The organism is Chachezhania antarctica, from assembly GCF_003646465.1.
Lineage (GTDB): Bacteria > Pseudomonadota > Alphaproteobacteria > Rhodobacterales > Rhodobacteraceae > Chachezhania > Chachezhania antarctica.
In genome coordinates this window covers 562,485-586,501 of record NZ_QZEX01000001.1, presented here as the reverse complement: position 1 = coordinate 586,501, position 24,017 = coordinate 562,485, and the positions used below count along the sequence as shown (strand labels likewise).

The 24,017-nt window shown below is 65.7% G+C and carries 27 protein-coding genes; 16 read left to right on the top strand and 11 right to left on the bottom strand.

Annotated features, from left to right (window positions below):
- The first annotated feature begins 9 nt into the window (after positions 1 to 9).
- Complete coding sequence (locus D4754_RS02860) at positions 10 to 363, top strand: cupin domain-containing protein (protein ID WP_121061373.1); 354 nt, start codon at positions 10 to 12, stop codon at positions 361 to 363.
- 31 nt (positions 364 to 394) lie between these two features.
- Here D4754_RS02860 and D4754_RS02855 read toward each other — a convergent pair whose 3' ends face one another.
- A complete protein-coding gene (locus tag D4754_RS02855) occupies positions 395 to 754 on the bottom strand; it encodes an ArsR/SmtB family transcription factor (protein WP_121061593.1) in 360 nt (119 codons plus the stop codon).
- Positions 755 to 981: 227 nt separating this feature from the next.
- On the opposite strand from D4754_RS02855, the gene D4754_RS02850 reads away from it, so the two are divergent.
- From D4754_RS02850 to D4754_RS02805, 10 genes are all read left to right on the top strand, one after another.
- Positions 982 to 1,338 carry an AtpZ/AtpI family protein gene (locus D4754_RS02850; RefSeq protein ID WP_121061372.1) on the top strand — a complete coding sequence of 119 codons (357 nt, stop codon included), beginning with the start codon at positions 982 to 984 and terminating at the stop codon, positions 1,336 to 1,338.
- 28 nt (positions 1,339 to 1,366) lie between these two features.
- Positions 1,367 to 2,122 (top strand): F0F1 ATP synthase subunit A, encoded by a 756-nt coding sequence (locus D4754_RS02845; RefSeq protein ID WP_121061371.1) that lies wholly within the window; start codon positions 1,367 to 1,369, stop codon positions 2,120 to 2,122.
- Positions 2,123 to 2,203: 81 nt separating this feature from the next.
- Positions 2,204 to 2,440 (top strand): F0F1 ATP synthase subunit C, encoded by a 237-nt coding sequence (locus D4754_RS02840; RefSeq protein ID WP_121061370.1) that lies wholly within the window; start codon positions 2,204 to 2,206, stop codon positions 2,438 to 2,440.
- 137 nt (positions 2,441 to 2,577) lie between these two features.
- On the top strand, positions 2,578 to 3,120 hold the full coding sequence (locus D4754_RS02835; protein ID WP_121061369.1) for a F0F1 ATP synthase subunit B': 543 nt from the start codon (positions 2,578 to 2,580) through the stop codon (positions 3,118 to 3,120).
- Positions 3,121 to 3,125: 5 nt separating this feature from the next.
- A complete protein-coding gene (locus tag D4754_RS02830) occupies positions 3,126 to 3,698 on the top strand; it encodes a F0F1 ATP synthase subunit B (protein WP_121061592.1) in 573 nt (190 codons plus the stop codon).
- A 112-nt stretch (positions 3,699 to 3,810) separates the two neighbouring features.
- The gene (locus tag D4754_RS02825; RefSeq protein WP_121061368.1) at positions 3,811 to 4,218 is read left to right on the top strand and encodes a hypothetical protein; all 408 of its coding nucleotides are present in this window, start codon (positions 3,811 to 3,813) and stop codon (positions 4,216 to 4,218) included.
- A gap of 124 nt (positions 4,219 to 4,342) precedes the next feature.
- On the top strand, positions 4,343 to 7,798 hold the full coding sequence (locus tag D4754_RS02820; RefSeq protein ID WP_121061367.1) for a chromosome segregation SMC family protein: 3,456 nt from the start codon (positions 4,343 to 4,345) through the stop codon (positions 7,796 to 7,798).
- A 54-nt stretch (positions 7,799 to 7,852) separates the two neighbouring features.
- Positions 7,853 to 8,209, top strand: a complete 357-nt coding sequence (locus D4754_RS02815) for a hypothetical protein (protein WP_121061366.1) — start codon at positions 7,853 to 7,855, stop codon at positions 8,207 to 8,209.
- Positions 8,210 to 8,301: 92 nt separating this feature from the next.
- Positions 8,302 to 9,261 (top strand): DUF1775 domain-containing protein, encoded by a 960-nt coding sequence (locus D4754_RS02810; protein ID WP_121061365.1) that lies wholly within the window; start codon positions 8,302 to 8,304, stop codon positions 9,259 to 9,261.
- Between the two features lie 3 nt (positions 9,262 to 9,264).
- Positions 9,265 to 9,855 (top strand): SCO family protein, encoded by a 591-nt coding sequence (locus D4754_RS02805; protein WP_121061364.1) that lies wholly within the window; start codon positions 9,265 to 9,267, stop codon positions 9,853 to 9,855.
- A gap of 56 nt (positions 9,856 to 9,911) precedes the next feature.
- Here D4754_RS02805 and D4754_RS02800 read toward each other — a convergent pair whose 3' ends face one another.
- Positions 9,912 to 10,721, bottom strand: coding sequence for a division plane positioning ATPase MipZ (locus tag D4754_RS02800; protein ID WP_121061363.1), 810 nt, complete (start codon positions 10,719 to 10,721; stop codon positions 9,912 to 9,914).
- Positions 10,722 to 10,946: 225 nt separating this feature from the next.
- Between D4754_RS02800 and D4754_RS02795 the strand changes: the two genes are divergently transcribed.
- A complete protein-coding gene (locus D4754_RS02795; protein ID WP_121061362.1) occupies positions 10,947 to 12,338 on the top strand; it encodes an aminotransferase family protein in 1,392 nt (463 codons plus the stop codon).
- A gap of 69 nt (positions 12,339 to 12,407) precedes the next feature.
- Here D4754_RS02795 and D4754_RS02790 read toward each other — a convergent pair whose 3' ends face one another.
- Both D4754_RS02790 and D4754_RS02785 read right to left on the bottom strand, forming a co-directional pair.
- Positions 12,408 to 13,451: a permease gene (locus D4754_RS02790; RefSeq protein WP_121061361.1), complete on the bottom strand. Its 1,044-nt coding sequence runs from the start codon at positions 13,449 to 13,451 to the stop codon at positions 12,408 to 12,410.
- The gene (locus tag D4754_RS02785) at positions 13,444 to 13,785 is read right to left on the bottom strand and encodes an ArsR/SmtB family transcription factor (RefSeq protein WP_121061360.1); all 342 of its coding nucleotides are present in this window, start codon (positions 13,783 to 13,785) and stop codon (positions 13,444 to 13,446) included. The genes D4754_RS02790 and D4754_RS02785 overlap by 8 nt, the downstream gene beginning before the upstream one ends.
- A 269-nt stretch (positions 13,786 to 14,054) precedes the next feature.
- On the opposite strand from D4754_RS02785, the gene D4754_RS02780 reads away from it, so the two are divergent.
- On the top strand, positions 14,055 to 14,462 hold the full coding sequence (locus tag D4754_RS02780; RefSeq protein ID WP_121061359.1) for a GFA family protein: 408 nt from the start codon (positions 14,055 to 14,057) through the stop codon (positions 14,460 to 14,462).
- A gap of 201 nt (positions 14,463 to 14,663) precedes the next feature.
- On the opposite strand, the gene D4754_RS02775 is transcribed toward D4754_RS02780, so the two are convergent.
- Positions 14,664 to 15,026 carry a DsrE family protein gene (locus D4754_RS02775; RefSeq protein WP_121061358.1) on the bottom strand — a complete coding sequence of 121 codons (363 nt, stop codon included), beginning with the start codon at positions 15,024 to 15,026 and terminating at the stop codon, positions 14,664 to 14,666.
- 86 nt (positions 15,027 to 15,112) lie between these two features.
- Complete coding sequence (gene dapA, locus D4754_RS02770) at positions 15,113 to 15,982, bottom strand: 4-hydroxy-tetrahydrodipicolinate synthase (protein WP_121061357.1); 870 nt, start codon at positions 15,980 to 15,982, stop codon at positions 15,113 to 15,115.
- 233 nt (positions 15,983 to 16,215) lie between these two features.
- Between dapA and D4754_RS02765 the strand changes: the two genes are divergently transcribed.
- Positions 16,216 to 18,180, top strand: coding sequence for a lytic transglycosylase domain-containing protein (locus tag D4754_RS02765; RefSeq protein WP_121061591.1), 1,965 nt, complete (start codon positions 16,216 to 16,218; stop codon positions 18,178 to 18,180).
- Positions 18,181 to 18,368: 188 nt separating this feature from the next.
- Here D4754_RS02765 and D4754_RS02760 read toward each other — a convergent pair whose 3' ends face one another.
- Together D4754_RS02760 and mnmC2 are read right to left on the bottom strand one after the other, a co-directional pair.
- The gene (locus D4754_RS02760; protein WP_121061356.1) at positions 18,369 to 19,241 is read right to left on the bottom strand and encodes a DMT family transporter; all 873 of its coding nucleotides are present in this window, start codon (positions 19,239 to 19,241) and stop codon (positions 18,369 to 18,371) included.
- A complete protein-coding gene (gene mnmC2, locus D4754_RS02755; protein WP_121061590.1) occupies positions 19,238 to 19,894 on the bottom strand; it encodes a tRNA (5-methylaminomethyl-2-thiouridine)(34)-methyltransferase MnmC2 in 657 nt (218 codons plus the stop codon). Before mnmC2 ends, D4754_RS02760 begins: the two co-directional genes overlap by 4 nt.
- Before the next feature lie 113 nt (positions 19,895 to 20,007).
- Between mnmC2 and D4754_RS02750 the strand changes: the two genes are divergently transcribed.
- Both D4754_RS02750 and D4754_RS02745 read left to right on the top strand, forming a co-directional pair.
- The gene (locus D4754_RS02750) at positions 20,008 to 21,039 is read left to right on the top strand and encodes an NAD(P)/FAD-dependent oxidoreductase (protein ID WP_121061355.1); all 1,032 of its coding nucleotides are present in this window, start codon (positions 20,008 to 20,010) and stop codon (positions 21,037 to 21,039) included.
- A gap of 10 nt (positions 21,040 to 21,049) precedes the next feature.
- Entirely contained in the window at positions 21,050 to 21,451 is a 402-nt protein-coding gene (locus D4754_RS02745) for a VOC family protein (RefSeq protein WP_121061354.1), read from the top strand.
- Between the two features lie 3 nt (positions 21,452 to 21,454).
- Here D4754_RS02745 and D4754_RS02740 read toward each other — a convergent pair whose 3' ends face one another.
- The 3 genes from D4754_RS02740 to D4754_RS02730 all read right to left on the bottom strand — a co-directional run bounded on the left by D4754_RS02740 (position 21,455) and on the right by D4754_RS02730 (position 23,793).
- Positions 21,455 to 21,997: an NADPH-dependent FMN reductase gene (locus tag D4754_RS02740; protein ID WP_121061353.1), complete on the bottom strand. Its 543-nt coding sequence runs from the start codon at positions 21,995 to 21,997 to the stop codon at positions 21,455 to 21,457.
- A gap of 109 nt (positions 21,998 to 22,106) precedes the next feature.
- Positions 22,107 to 22,802 carry a YiaD family glycine zipper/OmpA-like lipoprotein gene (locus D4754_RS02735; protein WP_121061352.1) on the bottom strand — a complete coding sequence of 232 codons (696 nt, stop codon included), beginning with the start codon at positions 22,800 to 22,802 and terminating at the stop codon, positions 22,107 to 22,109.
- A 121-nt stretch (positions 22,803 to 22,923) separates the two neighbouring features.
- On the bottom strand, positions 22,924 to 23,793 hold the full coding sequence (locus D4754_RS02730; protein WP_121061589.1) for a methylated-DNA--[protein]-cysteine S-methyltransferase: 870 nt from the start codon (positions 23,791 to 23,793) through the stop codon (positions 22,924 to 22,926).
- Positions 23,794 to 24,017: the final 224 nt, after the last annotated feature.

The window sequence follows — 24,017 nt, the reverse complement described above, 5'->3', positions numbered from 1 at the left end:
GAGAACGTCATGAGTGACGCAATCAACCTGGCCGACAAGCTTGCCACCTTCGATGACCACTGGTCGCCCAAGACCGTGACCACGTTCAATGGCCACGACGTGATGGTGGTGAAGGTTCAGGGCGCATTCAACTGGCACAGCCATGCCGACACCGATGATTTCTTCCTGGTGCTGAAAGGCGAAATCGACATCCGCCTGCGCGACCGGACCGTGACGCTGGGGGCGGGAGAGATGTTCGTGGTGCCCAAGGACGTCGAACACTGCCCCGCGGCCCGCGACGAGGCCCATCTCCTGCTGATCGAACCGACGGGCACGCCGAACACCGGCAATGCAGAAACCGCCGCCACGCGCGAAGCGATCTGAACGATTTCCGGGAAAAAACTTTCGCCGCGGCCTATTCCCGGACCGGATCCGCATCGGACGGATCGAGGTCCTGCGCCAGCTCCTGTTCAAGGAAGCGTTCGAACGCGTCCAGGTGGACCGGCTCGAACTGGCCGAAACCCTGCATCCAGACACTGGCCGACCGCAGACCCGAGGGATCGAGCTTGCACCATTTCACACGCCCGCGCTTTTCCTGTGCGATCAGGCCCGCGCGGGTCAGGATGGTCAGGTGCTTGGAAATGGCCGTCAGCGACATCTCGAACGGTTCGGCCACGTCGGTCACGGCCATGTCGTCTTCCAGCAGCATGGCCAGGATCGCCCGGCGGGTCGGGTCGGCCAGGGCGGCAAAGACGATGTCGAGAGGGTGATCCATAAAGCCCGGTAGCGCCGTGTGGGGAAGATCGTCAACCATTTGGTTGAATATGCCGTTTTGCCCGGATAGCGGTAACACGCGCCTGCGGCAGATTGGCGTCACGCGTCATTACATGGCATTTCATATTATTTTCAATGCCTTACCATTTCACCCACGCCGGTCGTATCGCGATTGACTCACCCGCCCCCCGGCCTTAGCACAACGGCAACCCTGCGAAGGAGTAGGCGGTGACAGACGAGGACGACCAACGGCAGCGCCTTGCGCAGCTCGAGGCGAAACTCGACGCGGCGAAAAAGGCGCGTGTGCCACCCCCTCCGAAGCAGGATGCCCATTCTCAGGCACAACTGGCCTGGCGGATGGTGATCGAACTGGTGGCCGGTCTTGGGATCGGTTTCGGACTGGGATACGGGCTCGATACCCTGCTTGGCACGAAACCGCTTTTCATCGTCGTGTTCATCTTCCTTGGCTTCGCGGCCGGCATCAAGACGATGATGCGCAGCGCGGCCGAGGTTCAAAGGGCAAGCGAGGCCTACGCGGCCGAGCACGAACAGAACAACGCCGACACGTCCCGAAAGGACGGCTGAGGCACAAGAGGACGGAGAAAGGACCGACATGGCCACTGACGCGCATTCCGACGGGTCCAGCCTTGCCTTCCACCCGATGGACCAGTTCATCATCAAGCCGCTGTTCGGCGACGGTGATTTTTCCTGGTACACGCCGACCAACGCGACGCTCTGGATGGCGCTTGGGATCCTGGCCGTGGTGGCACTCCTGGTCCTGCCGACATCGCGCCGGGCCCTCGTCCCGACACGCGGACAGTCGATCGCGGAACTGACCTACGGCTTCGTCTACAAGATGGTCGAGGATGTCACGGGCAAGGACGGCATCAAGTACTTCCCGTACATCATGACGCTGTTCATGTTCATCCTGACGGCCAACTTCCTTGGCCTGCTGCCGATGGCCTTCACCACCACCAGCCACATCGCCGTGACCGGCGTGCTGGCGCTGGCCGTGTTCCTGACGGTGACCGTTCTGGGCTTCGTGCTGAACGGATCGAAATTCCTTGGCCTCTTCTGGGTCAGCTCGGCGCCCCTGGCGCTGCGGCCCGTCCTGGCCATCATCGAACTGATATCCTACTTCGTGCGCCCCGTTAGCCATTCCGTCCGACTGGGCGGGAACATGATGGCCGGCCACGCGGTGATCAAGGTTTTCGCCGGCTTCGCGCAGGTTGCCGTGATCTCGCCCATCGCCATCGCGGGTGTCGTCGCGATCTACGGGCTCGAGATCATGGTGGCCTTCATCCAGGCCTACGTCTTCACCATCCTGACATGCGTCTACCTGAAGGACGCGCTTCACCCCGCTCACTGACGGTAGCGGTGCGTGGACACCACGCACCCTGCCGCACTGAACACAGACTTCACGCAATTCCATCGTAAGGAGAACAGAGACATGGAAGGCGATATCGCAGCAATGGGTCAATTCATCGGTGCCGGCCTCGCAGGCATCGGTTCGGGCGCCGCAGCAATCGGTGTGGGCCACGTGGCCGGGAACTTCCTGGCAGGCGCACTGCGCAACCCCTCGGCAGCCGCCGGTCAGACCGCGACGCTCTTCATCGGCATCGCATTTGCAGAAGCACTGGGCATCTTCTCGTTCCTGGTCGCTCTGCTGCTGATGTTCGCCGTCTAAGACGAACGTCCCATCCTTACGGCCGGGCAGCGCTGCCATGCGTTGCCCGGTGGGACGGGCCACGTCCCGTCTTGCGAAGGCCGTGCGTTTCCGGGTACCCGGGGGACGAAGGCCCGCAACCCTGATCGGAGTACGACATGGCAACGGACACCCATGGCGGAGAAGAGATGGCATCCGTAGCCGAGCAATCGGCGGGCATGCCGCAGCTCGAGTTCGCCTCTTTTCCCAACCAGATTTTCTGGCTGATCGTCACCCTCGTGGTGCTTTACCTGATCCTGTCGCGCGTGGCCCTGCCCCGTATCGCGGGCATCCTGGGCGAGCGTCAGGGCACGATCACCAACGACCTCGCCACCGCCGAGGACCTGAAGGCGAAAGCCGCCAAGGCCGACGAGGACTACAACAAGGCCCTGGCGGACGCGCGCGCCGAAGCGCAGCGCATCGCCGGCGAGGAACGCGCCAAGATCCAGGCCAAGCTCGACGAAGCCATCGCGCAAGCGGATGCCGAGATCTCCGAGCGTGCGGCTGAATCGGAAAAGGCCATCGCCGACATCCGTGCCACGGCCGTCGACAATGTCCGCGAAGTGGCCACCGCCACGGCCGAGGAGCTCGTCGCCGCACTGGGCGGCAAGGCCGACGCAGCCGCCGTCAAGGCCGCTGTCGAAGACCGGATGAAAGGATGACGCTGATGGCACGCGCACTTAGCACCGCGACCGCAACGCTGGGCCTTGGCCTGCTTGCCGGCCCCGCGCTCGCCGCAACCGGCCCGTTCTTTTCGCTCAGCAACACCAACTTCATCGTCCTGATCGCCTTCCTGATCTTCATCGGCATCCTGCTGTACGTGGGTGTCCCCAAGATCGTGGGCAACCTGCTCGACAAGCGCGCCGAAGGCATCAAGAACGAGCTCGACGAAGCGCGTGCCCTGCGTGAAGAAGCGCAGGCCCTGCTGGCGTCGTTCGAACGCAAGCATGCCGAGGTAAAGGGTCTGGCAGACCAGATCGTCAAGACCGCCAAGGAAGATGCAGCCGCCACGGCCGAAATGTCCGAACAGGAACTGAAGCGGTCCATCGAACGCCGCCTGCAATCCGCGCAGGACCAGATCGCATCGGCCGAAGCCGCCGCGATCAAGGAAGTCCGCGACCAGGCGATCGTGATCTCGGTCGAAGCTGCCGGCAAGGTTCTTGCCAAGCAGATGGACGCCAAGGATGCGAACAAGCTGATCGACGACGGTATCGACACCGTGGGCAAGAAGCTCCACTGATCTCGCCCGCGACCGAAATTCAGAACGCCCGGCCCGATCGGCCGGGCGTTTTTCGTTTCCGGGCCGCGTGGCGATAAGGCTTTCTTAACCACGTTTGCGCTAACCTGCCGGCATGATCCGTATCGCCATCGCCCAGCTGCTGGCCCTCGCCATTGTCGCCTGCAACGCCCCCGGCCCCGCTTTCCGGGGTGCGCCGGTGCAGCGCCTGGCAGTGAACGGCAGCACCTTCGATATCCGCTTTGCGGGCGACAAGGCGCAGGCGATGCGCATGAACACCGAAGCCTTCCCGAAACGGTACGAGACCATGGCCAAGGCCGCCGTCGCGATAGAAATGGTCAGCGGTTGCCGCGTCCGGCGGCTGGACGGCGACCAGTCGTTGGCCGTGGCCTCTCTGTCCTGCACGGCCAGGTCGCGGCCCCCTGCGGCGCTGGCGGCCAGCTATGCCTGTGCCGGGTTGCCCGTCTGGAACGACGCGACGACGGAGACGTTCCAGTACGATTGCACCCCGGTCTCGGGTTAAGACCCGGTCAATATCTTGTGGACAACATCGCCCGCCCGACCAGATCATGCGTAAGCACCGTTGACTTCGCGGTTCGGTTGTCCACACTGTCTCTATCTTGCTGGAATCAGAAGGACGCCGCACGTTGCGTTTCTCCCGTCTCCGCCTTTCAGGCTTCAAAAGCTTCGTCGACCCGACCGACCTGATCATCGCCGATGGTCTGACCGGCGTTGTCGGGCCGAACGGGTGTGGCAAGTCGAACCTGCTGGAAGCGCTGCGCTGGGTGATGGGTGAAAACCGCCCCACGGCGATGCGCGGCGGCGGGATGGAAGACGTGATCTTCGCCGGCACGGCATCGCGCCCCGCCCGCAATTTTGCGGAAGTCGTGCTTCAGATCGACAACGGAGAACGTCTCGCGCCCGCGGCCTTCAACGACAACGATTCGCTGGAAGTCATCCGCCGGATCACGCGGGACGTGGGATCCGCCTACAAGGCCAACGCCAAGGACGTGCGCGCGCGCGACGTGCAGATGCTGTTCGCCGATGCCTCGACCGGCGCGCAATCGCCGGCGCTGGTGCGGCAGGGACAGATCGCCGAACTGATCAACGCGAAACCCAAGGCCCGCCGCCGGATCCTGGAAGAAGCCGCCGGGATTTCGGGCCTCTACCAGCGCCGGCATGAGGCCGAGCTGAAGCTGAAGAACGCCGAATCGAACCTGCTGCGCGTCGATGACGTTCTGGAACAACTGGCCGCGCAGATCGCGCAGCTGGCGCGGCAGGTGAAACAGGCCGAACGCTATCGCCGGATCGGGACGGACCTGCGCCGGGCCGAAGGCATGCTGCTGTACCGCCGCTGGACCGAGGCCGAGACCGCGAGGCTTACCGCCGACGCGGCACTGAAGGACCGCACGGTCGAGGCCGCGCAGGCCGAAAGTGCCGTGCGCGAGTCAGCCAAGGCCCGGACCAAGGCCGAAGATGCCCTGCCCCCCCTGCGGGAGGAGGAAGCGATCGCGGCGGCCGTCCTGCAACGCCTGCAAGTGCAGCGCGACACGCTGGCAGATCAGGAAACCCGCGCGCGGGAGATCATCGAAACGCTGACCGCCCGCATCGACCAGTTGGCCAAGGACATCGACCGCGAAACCGGCCTGTCCCGCGACGCGGGCGAGACCATCGAGGCGCTGGAATGGGAAGCCGAGGCGCTGGAAAAGGCCGGCGCAGGCCATGACGAAAAGCTGTCGGACGTCGAGGCATTGGCGCGCGAGGCGGCATCGATCCTGCAGGACCGCGAAAGCCATCTGAGCCAGGTGACCGAGGACGTCGCCCGCCTGTCGGCCCGGCACCAGTCCGCCCAGCGTCTGGTGCAGGACAACCGCACCGCCCTGACCCGCGCCGAACAGGAAGCCGGAAAGGCGACTGCCGCGGTGAAAGCAGCGGAAGATGCAGCCACGACGGCGGATGCCGCCTTCAGCACGGCCCGCACCGCCGAAGCGGAGGCCGTGCGCGCGGCGGAAGACGCCGAATCCGCGCTGACCGAAGCCGATGCCGCTCGCACCGATGCCCAGTCCCGCGAATCCGATGCCCGCGCCGCCCGGTCCGAAGCCGATGGCGAAGCGGGCGCCCTGCGCGCCGAAGTTGGCGCGCTGACCCGGCTGGTCGCGCGCGACGACGGGGCTGAAGGCCAGGTGCTGGACCAGGTGTCCGTCGCCTCGGGCTTCGAAAAGGCGTTGGGCGCGGCCCTGGCCGACGATCTGCGTGCGCCGGTGGTGGGCGCTGACGGACCGTCGGGCTGGGTGACGCTGCCGGGCTATGACGATGCGCAGCCGCTGCCCGATGGTGCCACTCCGCTGGCCCCGCAGGTCACCGCGCCCGACGCTCTGGGTCGTCGGATCGCGCAGGTGGGCATCGTCTCGCGGGAGGATGGCGCGCGCCTGCAGGCGGCGCTTCGCCCCGGGCAGCGGCTTGTGTCGCGCGAAGGCGACCTGTGGCGCTGGGACGGGTTCCGCGCCTGGGCCGAGGACGCGCCGAACGCCGCTGCGCTGCGGCTGGAGCAGATCAACAAACTGGCCGCGATGCGCAAGGATCTGGACGCGGCCGAAGCCCGCGCCGCCGCGGCTCGCGACGCTCACGAAGCGCTGAACCGCGAACTGGCGGAAAAAACCGAGGCCGACAAGGCCGCCCGCGCCGCGCGCCGGGCCGCCGACACGAAAGTCGCCGAAGCCTCGCGCGCCCTGTCTCGCGCTGAATCCGATCTGAACCTGGCCCGGGGCAAGCAGGAAACGCTGGGCCTTGCCGTCACCCGCTACCGCGAGGAGGCGATGTCGGCCAAGGCGCAACTGGCGGAGGCGGAAGCCGCGTTGAAGGGGCTCGACAATCTCGACAACGCCCGCGCGGCCGTTGAAGAAATCAAGCGCACCGTCGATGCGAGCCGGATTACGATGATGACACGCCGGTCGGCCCACGACGAATTGCGGCGCGAGGGCGAGGCGCGCACCAAGCGGCGTCAGGACGTGGCAAAGGAAATCAGCGGCTGGAAGCACCGGTCGGAAACCGCCGGCAAGCGGATCGCGGAACTGAGCGAACGGCGCGATGCGTCCGAACTGGAACTGAAGGACGCCGCGACCGCGCCCGCGGAGATCGCGGCCAAACGGGACGAACTGTCGGGCGCGATCCGCGATGCCGAAGCACGCTCTGCCGCCGCACGCGACACGCTGGCCGGGGCGGAGGCCGCGCTGCGAGAGGCCGTGCAGGCAGAACGCGATGCCGAGCGCAAGGCATCCGACGCCCGCGAAGGCCGCGCCCGCGCCGAAGCCCGCCGCGATGCCGCCCGTGAAACGGTCGCCGCCGCCGCCGAACGTATCGCCGAGGAGCAGGAGGTTTCGCCGCAGGAGCTTCTGAAGGGGCTCGACGTCGATCCCGGCAAGATCCCGGATGCCGAGACGCTGGAAGCCGAGATCGGGCGCCACAAGCGGCAGCGCGATTCGCTGGGCGCCGTGAACCTGCGGGCCGAGGAAGACGCCCGCGAGGTGCAGGAAGAGCATGACACCCTGAAGGCCGAACGGCTGGATCTTGAGGAAGCGATCCGCACGCTGCGCGGCGGGATTGCCAGCCTGAACAAGGAAGGCCGCGAACGGCTGCTGACGGCGTTCGAGCAGGTGAACTCGAACTTCTCGATGCTGTTCAAGCATCTCTTCGGCGGTGGCGAGGCGAACCTGGTGATGGTGGAAAGCGACGATCCGCTGGATGCGGGCCTGGAGATCATGTGCCAGCCGCCGGGCAAGAAGCTGTCGACGCTGTCGCTCCTGTCGGGCGGCGAACAGACGCTGACAGCGATGGCGCTGATCTTCGCCGTGTTCCTGGCAAATCCGGCGCCGATCTGCGTGCTGGACGAGGTCGACGCGCCGCTGGACGATGCCAACGTGACCCGCTTCTGCGATCTGCTGGACGAGATGTGCCGCCAGACCGACACGCGGTTCCTGATCATCACCCACCACGCGGTGACGATGGCGCGGATGGACCGGCTGTTCGGCGTGACGATGGCGGAACAGGGCGTGTCGCAGCTTGTCTCGGTCGATCTGAAGAAGGCCGAGACGCTGGTCGCATAAGGTGCGACAGCCCGGCTTCTTTCCTGCCGCCCCCTGCTTGCCGTATCAGGACCCATGGACAGCCCCCGCGCCAATACCCTGATCGCCATCTGTGCCGCGCTTCTGCTGACGGCACTTGGCATCCTGTCCGCTCATCACATGGCGCCCGACCGCAGCGATACCGACCCGTCGGTCGCCGTCCTGCTGGCGATGGGCGCGACGGTGGATGACATCTGCGGACCCGACGGCGCCGCGCACGATCATGACTGTCCGTTCTGTCACAAGCTGCCAAGGTCGCCGCAGGTGCAAGCGCCTGACCGCGGCCATCCGGTTGTCTATACGCTGGCAACCGACATGTCCCGCGATCTGGTCGCGGGGCCACGACATTTCTCTCCCAGCACGCCCGTGCGCGCGCCGCCGCGGCTGGTCTGAACCCATCCATTCAGACACGGTCGGTCCCTTTGGGCCGGCACCCATAGCACGCGACGCATTCGCTCTGCGCGCGGACACTGCTGGAGAACACAATGCCCCTTTTCAAACACGCCGCCGTCGCGGCCATCGCCCTTGCCTGCGCGGCAGGCGCGGCCCATGCCCATGCCACGCTGGAACAGACCCAGGCCACCATCGGCAAGACCACCAAGGTTACCCTGCGCGTGCCCCATGGCTGCAAGGGCGAAGCGACCAACGAGGTCCGGATCGAGATCCCCGAAGGGCTCTATGCCGTCAAGCCGATGCCCAAGGCGGGCTGGGAGCTGGCGACCGAAACCGGCGCTTACGAGACACCCTATGACAATCACGGCACCGAGATGACCGAAGGCGTCCGCGCCGTTGTCTGGTCGGGCGGCAAGCTGGAGGACGGCTGGTACGACGAGTTCACCGTCTGCGGCACGGTTGGTCCCGACGTGGACGCCGGCACGACGCTGTTCTTCCCGTCGGTGCAGACCTGCGCCAACGGCACGGCAGACTGGACCGACACGACCGGATCGCACGACGTGCCGAACCCCGCGCCGAAGCTTGAGCTTATCGCCGGTTCGGATGATGGCCACGACGGCCATGGCGGCCACGGCACCGATGCAGCTGTCACCGTTGGAGACCTCGAGCTCGCGGCGCCCTTCGTTCGGGCGACGCTGCCGAACCAGCCGGTCGCGGGCGGGTTCGTGACCATCACCGACACCGGCACGGCGGGCGACGTTCTGACCGGCGCCAGAACGCCCGTCGCGGGCGAGGTTCAGGTGCACGAGATGGAGATGGTCGATGGCGTGATGAAGATGCGGCAACTGCCGGACGGGCTGCCGATCCCGGCCCACGGCTCGGTTTCTCTGGAGCCCGGCGGCTATCACCTGATGCTGATGGACCTGCAGCAGCCTCTGGTGGCCAGTGAGAGCATCGAAATGACGCTCGACTTCGAAACCGCGGGCAGTGTTACGCTGACCTTCCCGGTAATGGACGCCAAGGGCGGACACGACGCGCACGGGTCGCACTGATCCATGAGCATGAACCGCAAACTGTTGATTGCGGCGGTGTGGGGGCTGGTCGTGCTGGCCCTCCTGCTGCTGCTCTGGGTCCGCGTGCTTGAGCCGCGGCTGAACCAGACCGTGGCCGATACGCTGGGCCGCGGCGATTACGCATTGCCGACGACGGACGGTGAGACGTTCACCGCCGCATCGCTGCGCGGGGAACCCACGGCGGTGTTCTTCGGCTTCACCCACTGCCCGGAGGTCTGCCCGACAACGCTGGGCGACGTGGCCGGCTGGCAGGAGGAACTGGCGGAGGAGGATCGCGAGCTGAAGGTCTACTTCGTCACCGTGGATCCGGAGCGCGACACGCTGGACGTGCTGGGCGATTACGTCTCCTGGGTGCCGGGTGTCACGGGCGTCTCTGGCTCGTCGGAGGAGATCGACAAGGCGATCAAGGCGTTCCGCATCTATGCCCGCAAGGTGCCAGTCGACGGTGAGGGGTACACCATGGATCATTCGGCCTATGTGCTGCTCTTCGACCAGAAGGGCAGGTTCACGCAGCCGGTCTCCTACGGCTCGGACCCCGAAGACGCGCTCAACAAGATCCGCGCGCTTTACTGAACCGGAGCACCGGCCGACGCCTGTTGCCAGACTTCTTTGCCACGGCGTCGGCGGTGTCAGAAATCCACGGATACGTCGGGAAGTTGCAGGGCCTTCAGAAGGTCCCGCATCTCCTGCCGGGCGGCGATGTTCGAGATGTTGAGCTGCTTGACCCCGATATCGCGCAGATCCAGAAGCGTCAGCCCGCGGGGGAACAGTTCGCGGAAGATCACCCGTTCGCTGAACCCCGGCGCCACGCGAAAGCCGATGCGTTTCGACAGCATCGACACCGCGCGGGCCATCTTGTCCTTGTTCAGCATCTTCTGGGTGCCGACGCGGTTGCGCACCACGATCCAGTCGATGGGCTTCTGCCCCGTCTGCGCCCGCCATTGCCGCGCGTTCCAGACCATTTCCGAATAGATCGACGGGCTGATGATCTTTTCCCCCTTGGCATCGATCTTCGCCAGCATGTCAAAATCGACAAAGCTGTCGTTCAGCGGCGTGACCAGCGTATCGGCAAGCGAATGCGCCATCTGGCTGAGCCGGGTGTGCGAGCCCGGGCAATCGATCAGGATGAAATCGCAATCGGGGGCAATGGCCTCGACCGCGGCGACCATGCGCCTGTCGAAGAGGTTTTCGCCCTCGGCCAGCGTCGCCGGGTCGATCTCGGGCAGGTCGTGGTAGACCGGGCTGGGAAGGTCGATCCCCGACCGCTCCATGAAATCCCGCCGGTTTTCGACGTAGCGCAGCAGCGACTTCTGGCGCAGGTCCAGATCCAGCACGCCGACCTTCTTGCCCAGCCGCGACAGCCCCGTCGCGACATGCATCGACACGGTGGACTTCCCAGCCCCGCCCTTCTCGTTGCCGACGACGATGATATGCGCCATCCGTTCCGCCTGTTCCTGATGCCTTGCAATTCCGGCTTCTAACGCGGCCCCCTGGGCTTGTGTAGGCACGAAAGCGCCTACGCGGCAGACCGACCCAGAGTGCGGCTGATATGCCCGGCAGCACGCTGCCCGCTTGCGCAATGGGCTGGCGTCAGACGCGACTCTGTGGTCTGATTTGACCAAATTTCTCACGCGCGGCGCGCAGCATTCGAAGGGGACATGGTCATGGACGGACATTCGCTCGGCAACGATATCGGCCACGTGGTGGAGGCCGACAAGGCCCATGTCTGGCACCACCTGACCCAGCACAAACCGTTCGAAACGTCCGATCCAAGGATCATCGTCGAAGGCAAGGGCATGCGGGTCTGGGACCAGAACGGCAAGGAATTCATCGATGCCGTGTCGGGCGCCGTCTGGACCGTCAACGTGGGCTATGGACGGGAAAGCATCGCCAATGCCGTGCGCGACCAGATCCTGAAGCTGAACTATTTCGCCGGCGCTGCGGGCACCGTTCCGGGTGCCATCTTTGCCGAGATGCTGGTGGACAAGATGCCGGGGCTCAGCCGCGTCTACTACACCAACTCCGGGTCCGAGGCGAACGAGAAGGCGTTCAAGATGGTCCGCCAGATCGCCCATGCCAAGCATGGCGGCAAGAAGTGGAAGATCCTCTACCGCGACCGCGATTATCACGGCACCACCATCGGGGCCCTGTCGGCAGGCGGGCAGGACGAACGCAACGCACAATACGGGCCCTTCGCCCCGGGTTTCGTCCGCGTGCCGCATTGCCTGGAATACCGTGCCTTCGAACAGGAAGGCGCGCCGGCCGAGAACTACGGCATCTGGGCTGCCGACCAGATCGAGAAGGTGATCCTTGAAGAAGGTCCCGACACGATCGGCGCGCTGTGCCTTGAACCCGTGACCGCCGGTGGCGGCGTGATCGTGCCGCCTGAAGGCTACTGGCCGCGGGTGCAGGAGATCTGCCGGAAATACGACATCCTGCTGCATATCGACGAGGTCGTCTGCGGTATCGGCCGCACCGGCGAATGGTTCGGCTACCAGAACTATGGGATCGAGCCGGACATGGTGACGATGGCCAAGGGGCTGGCCTCGGGCTATGCCGCGATCGCCTGCCTTGTGACCACGGAAAAGGTCTTTGAAAGCTTCAAGGACAACGCCGCCGACCCGATGAACTATTTCCGCGATATCTCGACCTTCGGGGGCTGCACGGCCGGCCCGGCGGCAGCCATCGAGAACATGCGCATCATCGAGGACGAGGGCCTGCTGGACAATACCAAGGCCATGGGCGCACGGATGATGGCGAACCTGACGGCGCTGATGGAGAAACATCAGGTCATCGGCGACGTGCGCGGCGCAGGGCTCTTCTGCGGCGCCGAACTGGTAAAAGACCGCGGCACCAAGGAGCCGGTGGCCGAGAAGGACGCCCAGGCCGTCGTCGCGGATTGTGCGGCACAGGGCGTGCTGATCGGGGTCACCAACCGGTCGGTGCCGGGCAAGAACAACACGCTGTGCTTCTCGCCCGCGCTGATCGCCACGGCGGACGATATCGACGCGATCACCGAAGCCGTCGACCAGGCCCTGACGAAGGTCTTCGGCTAGGAAGGATCCCGACAAGAGAACGCCCGCCGGTCAGGCGGGCGTTTGTCGTTCAGGGCTTGAGCGTCACTCTCAGACAATCGCCTGGAAGATCACCCCGGCCAGGACCGCGCCCAGAAGGCCAAGGCCCAGATAGGCGGCGAAGACCTGCGGTTTCACCAGTGACCACACGGCAGCCATCGCGGGGATGGAGCTGACGGCACCAGCGACCATGAAGGCCATCGCGGCGCCCGCTGTCATGCCCTGCGTCATCAACCCGGCCAGCAGTGGCGGGGCGACATAGCCGTTCAGGTAGGCCGGCATCCCCACGAGTGCGGCCGTGATCACGGGCAGGATCCCTTCCCCGCCCACGACACGGGCGATCAGGTCGGCGGGGACATACTCGATCATCACCGCTTCCAGCGTGTAGGCCAGCGCCAGCCATTTCAGCAGGAAGATCCCGTTGGTCACGAATTGCGAGCGGAACTCGTCGCGCCGGTCGGGTTCGGTCCAGAACTGCCACTGCGGCTTGCCGTTCTTCTTCGTGCCACAGCCGCAGCCCGATTTCTGGTAGCTCCGCAGCGGATCGGCGAAGGCTCCCGTGCGCATCAGCCAGCGCATCGCGAAGCCGCCCAGGATGCCAAGCCCGACTGCCGAAACTGCCTTGCCAATGGCAAAGGGCCAGCCCAGCGCACCGGCGGTGATCAGCAGCGTCGGCGGGTCGATCAGGGGCGAGGACAGCCAGAACGCCATGACTGCCGACAGGGGCGTGCCAAGCGCCAGTAACCCGGCAATGAAGGGGATCACCTCGCACGAGCAGAACGGCGCCAGCCCGCCGAAGATCGCGGCAAGGAAGATCATCCGCGTCTCGCGCCCTTCGAACGCGCGCGAGATCAGAACTTCGGCCCCCGTGGCCTTGAGAAAGGCGAGGAGCAGCACGGCGAACAGGATGTAGGGCGCGGTGTTCACCAACGCTCCGGACGCGATGGTAGCGATATCGCCGGTGTTCGCCGTGTCGAAGATCAGCACGGCGGCGAAGACCGCCACGATCACCGTGATGGGCGAGTTCAGCAGCTTCAGCCGCTCTCCCAACCGCCGGGGACCTTGCCCGCCGGTACTCTGCGTCAGATCAGCCATCGGCCTGTTCCCTTTTTCCGGCGCCGCCAAGGGCCGCGTCCACCATGTCCCGGTCGGCGCAGCATTCGCACAGGATGAACTGCGCGAGCGCTTCCAATCGGTCGTACGAGGCGCGGTTGATCACCATCCGCCCCTGCTTTTCCTGCTGAACGACCCCCCCGGCGGCGAGCGCCTTCAGGTGATGCGCCAATGTCGACGGCGCCATGCCGGTGCGGGCCTGGATGTCGCCCACCGTCAGCCCGGGCCCACCCGCCCGGACCAGAGCGCGCAGAACCTTCAACCGCGCTTCCGATCCCATGGCCGAGAACCCCTCGGCCGCCATGTTCCAGTCCATGTCGCCTCCGTATCACTAGATACCTAGTTATATGGATTCGGCACGGAAGGCAAGGGAGACGATCATCTGGTTCTGCTTGCCCTCTTGCCAAGGCCCGGACCGTTCTTGTTTCGCCGGCCCCCCTCTCGTGGGATCGAGCAAGGGATCTGACGAAAGCATGTACTGGCGGGAACGTGTCCCGTTTGACCGAGCCACTACATGCGGATACGCCTGTTCACGGAAATTGTATTCTTCTGGCGGCATGCCGGTTGCATGTCGGAGGGCTGTGAATGGGTGATCTCGCGACCGGACAGTGCCTGTGTGGCGCTGTGAAATTCCGCATATCGGGTGCGTTCGAGAGCTTCTTCCTTTGCCACTGCGATCGTTGTCGGAAGGACAGCGGATCGGCCCATTCGGCCAATCTGTTTTCGTCCCGGGCAGAGATCGACTGGCTGTCAGGCGAGGAAAATATCACGACATTCCGGCTTTCCGGGTCACGACATGTGAAGAGCTTTTGCATGGAATGCGGGTCCGCGCTGCCCGTATCTCAGGCTGACGTTGGTTTGCTTATCGTGCCGGCAGGGTCACTTGACAGCCGGATCGACATACGACCCAGCGCACATATCTGCTTTTCCAGCCGAGCGGACTGGGACAACGATCTGGCCTCCGTCGAGAAGATCAACGGGCTTCCCGGCTGAACGGCCGATCCGGTTGCGCACCCCGGACAACAGCCAGACGAAGACGAAGCGACCGTCGGTGTCGGCCGCGTGCCCAGCCTTCGCAAAAGACCCCGCTCGGGCCTTTTCGCTACGCGATTGCAGCCTGATGAAGATGGCGTGCCGGGGATGGTGCGGCAGAGCACCCACCCTACGGCTGGCCGTTACTGACGGGCGGCCTATCTAGTAGCACAGCACTGTGTCGGCTTCGGTAGAAAGGTCGACGAGCATGTCGGGCATGCCGAAGCTGGCGTCGAACCCGTCCAGAAGCGTCTCGTCATAGCCGCGCGCCTTGGCGGACATGCCGGACAGCACGAAGGTCGTCCCGGCCTTGGCGTGGCCTGACAGATGATCGACCAGCGTGCCGGTGCCAAGGCCTTCGACCGTACCACGATACGACGGGGCGAACAGGTGAACCGCGTCGCCGGCCAGGAAGACGGTGACATCGTGCCCCTTCTTCTTTGCCGTCAGCGCGACCAGCAGTCCAAGGGTCGCCTTTGTCGGGTCCGAAGGCCCGGTGTGGATGTGAACCAGTATCTTTGCCATGACTTGAGCTCCCTTCCGCAACGATTACGGGCGGAAGGGTGCCTTCAGGGCCGTCACAAATCCAGCAGGGATTCCCGAACCGGAGGTCAGAGCCCGGCGTGCGCCATGGCCTTGTCGATGGCGGTGCGGGTGGTGTCCGACAGTTCGGTCAGCGGCAGGCGCACTTCGTCGCTGCACAGGCCCAGCTTCTCCAGCGCGTATTTCGCGCCGACAAGTCCCGGCTCGATGAAGATCGCTTCGTGCAGCGGCATCAGCTTGTCCTGCAGCTCCAGCGCCTTGGCGTAATCGCCCGCCAGCGTCGCCGCCTGGAACTCGGCACAAAGCTTCGGCGCGACGTTCGCCGTCACCGAGATGCAGCCCACGCCGCCGTGGGCGTTGAAGCCCAGCGCGCTGGCATCTTCACCCGACAACTGGACGAAATCGGCCCCGCAGGTCGCGCGCTGCTGGCTGACGCGGGTGACATCGCCGGTGGCATCCTTGACGCCCACGATCCGCGGCAGCTTCGCCAGTTCGCCCATCGTCGCGGGCGTCATGTCGATGATCGACCGGCCGGGAATGTTGTAGATGACGATGGGCAGGTTGCAGCAATCGTGCACAGCGGTGAAATGCGCGATCAGGCCCCGCTGGGTGGGCTTGTTGTAATAGGGTGTCACCACCAACGCGGCATCGGCGCCCACAGTCTCGGCATGGCGAATCAGGCGGATCGCCTCGGTCGTGTTGTTGGAGCCCGCACCCGCGATCACCGGAACACGCCCCGCGGCGGCCTTCACGACCTCCTCGACCACGGTTTCATGTTCGCGGTGGCTCAGCGTCGGGCTTTCGCCTGTCGTGCCCACGGGCACCAACCCCGAAGACCCTTCGGCGACGTGCCAGTCCACCAGCTGTTTGAGCGCATCCAGATCCAGCTCGCCGTTGCGGAACGGTGTGACGAGGGCCGGCATCGAGCCTTTGAACATCTGCGCTCTCCTGTCGCTGGTTGAATTGCGTCCGAACCGTCCCAAACCCTGCGCCCGCCTAGCGGAATTCCGCCATTGCCATGCCCCTCCCACATTTGTGAGTTGTGAACAGGGCGCCCGACAGGAACGATTGGGGAGCCTCTATCCTCACTCTGCCCGGAAAGGCAAGGGGGCTGGCGGTGCTGCCGGAAAACGTAACGTCGAAGGGAACTGTGCCCGTGATGGCTCCGGCCATGATCAAACCCGTCCGCGGCCGGATGTTTGCCGCGGCGCTCGCTTGTCTTTCGCTTTGGCCCGCGCTCGCGGCGGCGGACCTTTCCGGCGCGCTCGACGCCATGCGCGCCCGTGACTGGGAAACGGCGCGCCGTCTGGCCGGCCCCGTGGGCAGTGTCGACCGCGATATCGTCGAATGGCATTTCCTGAGGAACGGTGGCGGCACGGCGGGTGAAGTCATGGCGTTCCTCGGCCGCAGCGGTGACTGGCCGGGGCTGGACTGGCTTCGCAAGCAGAGCGAGGAGGCCTTTGCCACCGCGCCGAACGAACAGGTGCGGGACTTCTTCGCCGGCGACACGGCACAGACGCCCGAAGGCGTCCTGATCCAGGCCCGCGCCCTGACGGACAGCGGCGATGTGGGCGAGGCCAAGGCCAACATAGTCATCGCCTGGCGCACCATGGCGATGGAGGACGAGACGCAGGCCGAATACCTCTCGGATTACCGCGACCTGCTGGCCCCGCATCACGAGGCGCGGCTCAGCCAGATGCTGTGGCAGGGCCACGATGTCAGCGCCCGTCGCATGTTTCCCTATGTCAGCGACGGCGCCCGGAAACTGGCCGAAGCGCGGCTGGGCCTTTATGCCGGGGCCGGCAATGTCGACACCCTGATCGCCGCGGTGCCGGCACCCTATGACGCCGATCCCGGGCTGGCGCACGCGCGGTTCGAATGGCGCGCCAAACGCGGCCGCAAGGACGACGCGATCGAGCTGATGCTGTCCCGCAGCACCGACGCGGCATCCCTGGGCGAACCGGCCGCATGGGCGCCGCGCCGCCGTGCCTATGCCCGCGACGCGATGGAGGACGGTCACGCCACCCAGGCCTACCGCATCGCCGCCAGCCACCATCTGACGCAGGCCGATGGCTATGCCTATTCCGATCTGGAATGGATGGCGGGCTACACCGCGCTGCGGTTCCTGAAGGACCCGACTCGCGCCGCGACCCATTTCGAACGGTTCGATGCCTCGGTCGAGACCCCGATCTCCAAGGGCCGCGGCGGGTACTGGCTGGGCCGCGCGTATGAGGCGGCGAGCATGCCAGACGAAGCCGAGCGCGCCTATGCCAGCGGCGCCGACTACCAGACCTCGTATTACGGCCTGCTGGCCGCCGAGAAGCTGGAGCTGCCGTTCGACGAAGCGCTCGCCAACCCGCCCGACCTGCCGCCCCTGTCCGAAGCGTCTTTCGTGGATTCGCGCGTGTTCGAGGCCGGGCAGAACCTGCTGGACGCCGGCGAGGAGATCCTGGCGGAACGCTTCCTGACGCATCTTGTCGAAGGGCTCGACCCGGTCGCAGCGGCGCAGCTGGGCGCCTGGGCCGTCGATCAGAACGAGGCGCACCTTGCGGTGATGATCTCGAAACGCGCGGCGCAGGCGGGGCTGGAACTCGCAGGCGCCTACTATCCGCTGCACGAGGTCGGTCGGATGGACCTTGCGATGCATCCCGAAATGGTTCTGGCCATCGCGCGGCGGGAAAGCGAATTCGACCCGTCCGTGATCTCGGGCGCCGGCGCGCGGGGGCTGATGCAGGTGATGCCGGCCACGGCGCAATCGGTGGCCAGCACGCTGGAGCTGAGCGACGAACACTCCACCGACCGACTGCTGACCGACTGGCGCCACAACGCACGGTTGGGCGCCGAGTACCTTGCCAGGTTGGCCGAACAATTCGACGGCAACCCGGTCCTCATGTCCGCGGGCTACAATGCCGGCCCGTCCCGCCCGGTGCGCTGGATGCGGGAAATGGGCGATCCGCGGCGGGACGATGTGGATATCGTAGACTGGATCGAGTTCATCCCGTTTTCGGAAACCCGGAACTACGTCATGCGCGTGACCGAAAGCCTGCCGGTCTACCGGGCGCGTCTGGGCCTGGACCCGCTCCCGGTGCCGTTCACGCAGGAGTTGAAGGGCAATCTTTTGCGGGTGGACCGGTAGTTGTCAGCGTGACGGAATGGGGGCTCTGCCCCGCCGCCCTTCGGGCGACTCCCACGAGGTAGTTGGGGACCAAAGAAGTCGTGGGGCAGTTCCAGGCTTCTTTGGTCTCCAAATACCTCCGCCGGAGGCAGACCGACACCGCGGCGACTGCTGCGGCAGACCGCACAACCGCCCGGCATTTTCGTTCGTCAGCTCCGCACCCGCTCACGCCAGAGCGTGAAGAGGCCGGCCGCCACGACGATACAGGCGCCGAGGGCGACGTTGGCCCGGATGACTTCGCCGAAGACACTGACGCCGATCACGGCCGCGAAGACCAGGTGGAGGTAGGCGAAGGGCTGCACGGCGCTGGCCTCGGCCAGTTCATAGCAGCGGATCAGGAGCCAGTGACCAAGCGCGCCGGTAACGCAGAGCATCGACATCCAGATCCAGTCCGACGGCGCCATAGGTTCCCAGTTGGGCAGGCCGATGACGGTCATGACAACGGCGCCCACGGTCCCGGTCCAGAAGAAGCTGGTGGCGGTTGTGTCCTTGCGGGCAGCATAGCGGGTCAGAAGCCCGTAGAGCGCGAACATCAAGGCCGCGATCAGGGGAACAACGGCGGCGGGATCGAAGACGCCGCCCGACGGCCGCAGGATCAACAGGACGCCGATGAAGCCGATGCCGATCGCGGCCCAGCGCCGCCAGCCGACCTTTTCACCAAGTACAGGGCCGGACAAAGCGGCCACGAGCAGCGGGTAGCAGATGAAGACCGCCTGGCTGTTGATCAGGCCCAGAAGCGTGAACGCATAGACGGCGACACAGATCTCGCCCGCCAGCAACACGCCGCGAAAGGCCTGCAGCCACGGTTGGGACGTGCGCGCGGCGGCGCGGAGGCCGCCCGCCTGCCGAACGGCGATCAGCATCACGAACGCGGCGAAGAACCAGTAGCGGATCATCACCACCATGAAGGTGTTGTACGTCGAGGCAAGGTGCCGCGAGAGCCCGTCCTGCATCGCGAAAACCAGCGTCGCGCCGATCATCAGGAAAATCCCGGCGCGGGTCTGGCTTTCGGATGGAATCATCTAAGTCGTGCTTTCGTCATGTGGCGCTTGCGGCCATAGCCCGGCACGCGTTCGACATCGAACCCTGCCTCGGCCAGCGTGCGGCGCACGTGGCCTGCGGCGGTGTAGGTCGCGGCGCTGCCGCCTGCACTCGTATGCCTCGCCACGGCGGTGATCAAGCCCGGCTCCCACAGTTCGGGATTGCGGGCCGGGGCGAAGCCATCCAGGAACCATGCATCGGCCATTCCGGTCCACGCGGGCACCGTGTGCCGCGCATCGCCAAGGATGACCTCGAGGAAGATCCCGCCCGACAGCGACACGGGCCGCTTGCCCAGATCGTCCCAGACGGACAACAGTTCCGACGTGGGGCCATCAAGCGTGCGGAAGGCCGACAGGGCCGCCGCGGCTTCTGCCCTGGACAGGGGGAACGCCTCGAAACTGGTGAAGTAAAGCGGGCCGGTCTGGCCGGAGGTCCACCATGCCGCGGCCGCGGCAAGCAGGTTCAGGCCGGTGCCGAAGCCAAGCTCGGCAATGCGGAAGCCGGGGGTGAAGCGCTCGGGCAGGTCATTGCCCGTCAGGAACACATGGCGGGTTTCTTCCAGCCCATCGGCCAACGAGAAATAGGGATCTTCGAACCGCCGCGACACCGGGACGCCCGCAGGCGACCAGGTCACACCGGCGGGACCGGCGAGCCAGGATTTCTGGTCCTCGTCGAAGTGTACGCCTGACACGCGGGGCAGTCTCCTTTATGGAGGCGCGACATTGGCCTTTGGGAGCAGATTTTGCAATGGTGGATGTCACCGTGAGGGGCGCCGGGATCTTCGGCCTGACCGTCGCCTGGGCGCTGCTGCAGCGCGGCGCGCGCGTGCAGATCGTCGATCCCCACGGCCCCGGCGCGGGGGCCAGCGGCGGGCATGTGGGCGCGCTGGCCCCGCATGTGCCCGAGAACTGGAACGACAAGAAGGCTTTCCAGCTGGACAGCCTGCTGATGGCCGAAGGCCTGTGGGCGGGAGTGCGGGAGGCAGGCGGAACCGATCCCGGCTATGTCCGTTCGGGCCGGTTGCAGCCTTTGACCGACGACCGCGCCATTGATCTTGCCCGCGCGCGGATCGAAACGGCCCGGGAGCTGTGGGCCCCCCATGCCGTATGGGAGGTCATCCCCGCCCCCGACGGCCCCATGGTGCCACCCAGCCCGACCGGGCTGTATGTCCGCGACACGCTGACAGCCCGGGTCTCTCCCCGTGGGGCGGTCGCCGCGCTGGTGGCCGCGCTGGCGCGGAAGGGTATCGTGGTTCAGGCCGAAGCGCCGGATCGCGGCGCGGTACTTTGGGCCACTGGCGCCGCCGGTCTGGACATGCTGACGGGCGAGACCGGCAAACCCGTGGGCATGGGCATCAAGGGCCAGTCCGCGTTGCTAGGGTTCGCGGCGAAAGATGCGCCGCAGGTCTTCGCCGATTCGCTGCATATCGTGCCCCATGCCGACGGCACCGTGGCCATCGGATCGACCACCGAACGGGACTATGACGACCCGGCCACGACAGACACGCAACTGGACGCGCTGATCGACAAGGCCCGCGCGCTCGTCCCTGCGCTGGCGGACGCCCCGGTCATCGACCGCTGGGCGGGGTTGCGGCCGCGGGCGAAAAGCCGCGCGCCGATGCTGGGGCCGTGGCCCGGACGGCCGGGGCACTACATTGCAAATGGAGGCTTCAAGATCGGCTTCGGCATGGCGCCCAAAGTGGCGGAATGTATGGCCGATCTGCTACTGGAAGACCGTATCACGTACCCGGCGGCCTTCGCCGTCGACGCATCCCTTTGAAGGAGAGCCCATGCCAGCCCCGATCATCGACCGACTGGACCACCTTGTCCTGACCGTAGCCGACCTTGATGCGACGGTTGGGTTCTACCGCGATGCATTGGGCATGGCGCCCGAACGCTTCGGGGCTGCCGACGGCACGCAACGCTGGGCACTCGTTTTCGGGCACCAGAAGATCAACCTGCATCCGGCCGAAGCCCCGTTCGAACCCAAGGCCCACGACGCCCGCCCCGGCACCGCAGATCTGTGCTTCCTGACGAAGACGGATCTGGAGACATGGATTGCCCACCTGAAGGAACACGAGGTCGACATCATCGAAGGCCCGGTGCCCCGCACCGGCGCCACGGGGAAGATCAATTCGATCTACCTGCGCGATCCCGACGGCAACCTGATCGAGATCTCGACCCGCGTATAGGTTTCAGCCCACCTCGGCGCGCAGCTTTTCCATCAGCCTGGTCAGGGTTTTGATGTAGATCTCGCCCGTCAGCCGGCCATCGTCGTCGAATTCCTTGGACGATCCGGCCAGATGCACCTCGGGGCCCGTGATCAGCCGCGGCTGGAACGCGACAAGGCATTGGCGCAGCATCGCCTGCCCGCGTTCGCCGCCCGCCCGGCCCGCCGCCGCCGACATTACCGCCACCGGCTTGTCGGCCCAAGGCGCGATATCCGTCCGGCTGATCCAGTCGAGCGCGTTCTTCAGCACGCCCGAGATTCCCTTGTTGTATTCCGGGGTCGAAATGATCACCGCCTCCGCGGACTTGATCTTTTCCGCCAGCGTCACAACCGCGGCTGGAACGCCATCGCGCGCCTCGTCGTCGCCATCGTAGAGCGGCAGGTTCAGGTCCAGCTCCTCGAAATCCGCCGGGCCGAACAGCCGCGCCGCCTCGTGCACGAGTTTCCGGTTGGTCGAACCGCTGCGCAAGGCGCCGCTCAGGCCAACAAGCCTGGGGGTATCGGTCATCTGTCGTCTCCTGTGTCTCGCTTGTCGAAGCAAGGTAGAATTTTGGCAGCAAGTTCAACCGGAACGAGCGGAAGTGACCGCACAAACGCTGTGCGGTCACACCGAACGATCAACCTTCGGTCGACGTGACGACGATTTCTACCCGGCGGTTCTGCGCCTGCCCTTCTGGGGTCAGGTTCGACGCGATCGGGTTCGATTCCCCGGCGGCGATCGTGCGCAGGCGGGTGGTACTGACACCATCGACGATCAGGAGGTTTGCCACTGCTTCGGCGCGCTGCTGCGACAGGCCGATATTGTAGGTCGCATCGCCCGTATTGTCGGTGTGGCCGATGATCTGGACGTTGGAATTAGGATATTTGTTCAGGCTCGCCGCCACCTTCGTCAGGTCCTGGCGCAATTCGGGGCGCACGGCGAAGCTGTCGGTCGCAAACGTGATGTCATGGGGCAGCGTGACGGTCATGCGGTCGCCGTTCTGAACGATCGAGATCCCGTCGCTGGAAAGCTGGTTGCGCAGCTCGGCCGCCTGACGGTCCATGCCTTCGCCGATGGCGGCGCCGGCAATCGTGCCCACGGCCGCGCCCAGCGCGGCGGTCTTGGCATTGCCGCCAAGGATCGCGCCGACGCCAGCGCCCAGCACACCGCCTGCGATGGCACCCTGGTTGCGGTTCTGGTTCGGGGTCGAATCCGTGGTCAGCGACGCGGGATCGGTACAGGCGGACGTCAGCAAGGCAACACCGGCCAGGGCCGGCAGAACGATACGGACGGGACGGAACTGGCGACGGGCGCCAGCGACGGGCTGGGTCATGTGAAATCCTTTGCTCGGCCTCCGGGGCGGTCCGTTTGATGGGCCACCCTTCTGAAACGGCGATATAAGCCGAAACCGGTCGGAAAAGAATACCTGACGCCCCGATTCGCCCCTTATTTGCCTAGGCGTCGGCGCGGGCCGTCTCGTACGCCAGGATTGCGCGCTTCACAGGCAGGCCCCAATGATAGCCGCCCAGTTCACCGCTCTTGCGCAACGCACGGTGGCAGGGGATCAGCCAGCTGACCGGATTGCGCCCAACCGCGGTGCCCACGGCCCGCTGGGCTTTCGGCGCGCCGATGGCCTCCGCGATCTCGGAATAGGTGGTGACATGGCCCGACGGGATCTGCATCAGCGCCTCCCAGACCTTGATCTGGAACGGCGCCCCGATCAGGAACAGCGGCGCGCGGCTCAGCTCGGTCCGCTCGGCACCGAAGGCGGCCAGCACCCAGGGCCGCAGCATGGTGGCGTCCTCGACAAACTCGGCCATGGGCCAGCGGCCTGTCAGATCCTCCATCGCCGCCTTGGCTGTGCTTTCCGCCGAAAAGGCCAGCCCGCAGATCCCCTTGTCGGTCCCCATCACAAGCGCCGGGCCGAAGGGGCTATCGAACCATCCCCAGTAGATCACCAGCCCCTTCCCCTTCCGCGCGAACTCGCCCGGGCTCATTGCCTCCCACCGCAGGAACAGGTCATGCAGCCGCCCGGTGCCCGAAAGGCCCAGCGAATGCGCCGTCTCCAGCGTGGTGAAGCGCTCCCGCAGCAACGTCTTGGCATGACCCAGCGCCAGGTATTGCTGATAGCGCTTGGGCGACACGCCGACCCACGACGAAAACAGCCGCTGGAAATGTGCGGGGCTCATGTCCATCCGGCGCGCGAGGTCCTCCAGCGTCATCTGCGCGCCCGCCCGGTCGGCCTCGTCGATCAGGTCGATCGCGCGGCGCATGACGTGGAAATGATAGCTGTCCTGGCTCTGGCCGGGGGTTTCGATGTTCATCTGGCAGCTCCGAAAGGCTTTCCCCGAAGATACGCCCTTCCCAACCCCGACACGACCCGGAACCTGCGCAAGCGAAAGCCCGCGCGCACAGGCTTCTTTGGTCTTCAAATACATTCGGGGGAGTCCGGGCCGCAGGACCGGACGGGGGCAGCGCCCCCGACGCCCGCCCGACACGTCAGATCCGGTGAAAGGTGCGTGCAAAGCACGCACCCTACGGCAAAGGG

What these genes read in the sequence shown, in the direction of transcription:
- D4754_RS02855 (WP_121061593.1), bottom strand. Translation starts at nt 754, where the DNA reads ATGGATCACCCTCTCGACATCGTCTTTGCCGCCCTGGCCGACCCGACC.
- D4754_RS02835 (WP_121061369.1), top strand. Translation starts at nt 2,578, where the DNA reads ATGGCAACGGACACCCATGGCGGAGAAGAGATGGCATCCGTAGCCGAG.
- D4754_RS02795 (WP_121061362.1), top strand. Translation starts at nt 10,947, where the DNA reads ATGGACGGACATTCGCTCGGCAACGATATCGGCCACGTGGTGGAGGCC.
- D4754_RS02815 (WP_121061366.1), top strand. Translation starts at nt 7,853, where the DNA reads ATGGACAGCCCCCGCGCCAATACCCTGATCGCCATCTGTGCCGCGCTT.
- D4754_RS02765 (WP_121061591.1), top strand. Translation starts at nt 16,216, where the DNA reads ATGATCAAACCCGTCCGCGGCCGGATGTTTGCCGCGGCGCTCGCTTGT.
- D4754_RS02780 (WP_121061359.1), top strand. Translation starts at nt 14,055, where the DNA reads ATGGGTGATCTCGCGACCGGACAGTGCCTGTGTGGCGCTGTGAAATTC.
- D4754_RS02760 (WP_121061356.1), bottom strand. Translation starts at nt 19,241, where the DNA reads ATGATTCCATCCGAAAGCCAGACCCGCGCCGGGATTTTCCTGATGATC.
- D4754_RS02740 (WP_121061353.1), bottom strand. Translation starts at nt 21,997, where the DNA reads ATGACCGATACCCCCAGGCTTGTTGGCCTGAGCGGCGCCTTGCGCAGC.
- D4754_RS02840 (WP_121061370.1), top strand. Translation starts at nt 2,204, where the DNA reads ATGGAAGGCGATATCGCAGCAATGGGTCAATTCATCGGTGCCGGCCTC.
- D4754_RS02785 (WP_121061360.1), bottom strand. Translation starts at nt 13,785, where the DNA reads ATGGACTGGAACATGGCGGCCGAGGGGTTCTCGGCCATGGGATCGGAA.
- D4754_RS02775 (WP_121061358.1), bottom strand. Translation starts at nt 15,026, where the DNA reads ATGGCAAAGATACTGGTTCACATCCACACCGGGCCTTCGGACCCGACA.
- D4754_RS02810 (WP_121061365.1), top strand. Translation starts at nt 8,302, where the DNA reads ATGCCCCTTTTCAAACACGCCGCCGTCGCGGCCATCGCCCTTGCCTGC.
- dapA (WP_121061357.1), bottom strand. Translation starts at nt 15,982, where the DNA reads ATGTTCAAAGGCTCGATGCCGGCCCTCGTCACACCGTTCCGCAACGGC.
- D4754_RS02735 (WP_121061352.1), bottom strand. Translation starts at nt 22,802, where the DNA reads ATGACCCAGCCCGTCGCTGGCGCCCGTCGCCAGTTCCGTCCCGTCCGT.
- D4754_RS02860 (WP_121061373.1), top strand. Translation starts at nt 10, where the DNA reads ATGAGTGACGCAATCAACCTGGCCGACAAGCTTGCCACCTTCGATGAC.
- D4754_RS02730 (WP_121061589.1), bottom strand. Translation starts at nt 23,793, where the DNA reads ATGAACATCGAAACCCCCGGCCAGAGCCAGGACAGCTATCATTTCCAC.
- D4754_RS02745 (WP_121061354.1), top strand. Translation starts at nt 21,050, where the DNA reads ATGCCAGCCCCGATCATCGACCGACTGGACCACCTTGTCCTGACCGTA.
- D4754_RS02790 (WP_121061361.1), bottom strand. Translation starts at nt 13,451, where the DNA reads ATGGCTGATCTGACGCAGAGTACCGGCGGGCAAGGTCCCCGGCGGTTG.
- D4754_RS02805 (WP_121061364.1), top strand. Translation starts at nt 9,265, where the DNA reads ATGAGCATGAACCGCAAACTGTTGATTGCGGCGGTGTGGGGGCTGGTC.
- D4754_RS02800 (WP_121061363.1), bottom strand. Translation starts at nt 10,721, where the DNA reads ATGGCGCATATCATCGTCGTCGGCAACGAGAAGGGCGGGGCTGGGAAG.
- D4754_RS02825 (WP_121061368.1), top strand. Translation starts at nt 3,811, where the DNA reads ATGATCCGTATCGCCATCGCCCAGCTGCTGGCCCTCGCCATTGTCGCC.
- D4754_RS02830 (WP_121061592.1), top strand. Translation starts at nt 3,126, where the DNA reads ATGGCACGCGCACTTAGCACCGCGACCGCAACGCTGGGCCTTGGCCTG.
- D4754_RS02845 (WP_121061371.1), top strand. Translation starts at nt 1,367, where the DNA reads ATGGCCACTGACGCGCATTCCGACGGGTCCAGCCTTGCCTTCCACCCG.
- D4754_RS02750 (WP_121061355.1), top strand. Translation starts at nt 20,008, where the DNA reads ATGGTGGATGTCACCGTGAGGGGCGCCGGGATCTTCGGCCTGACCGTC.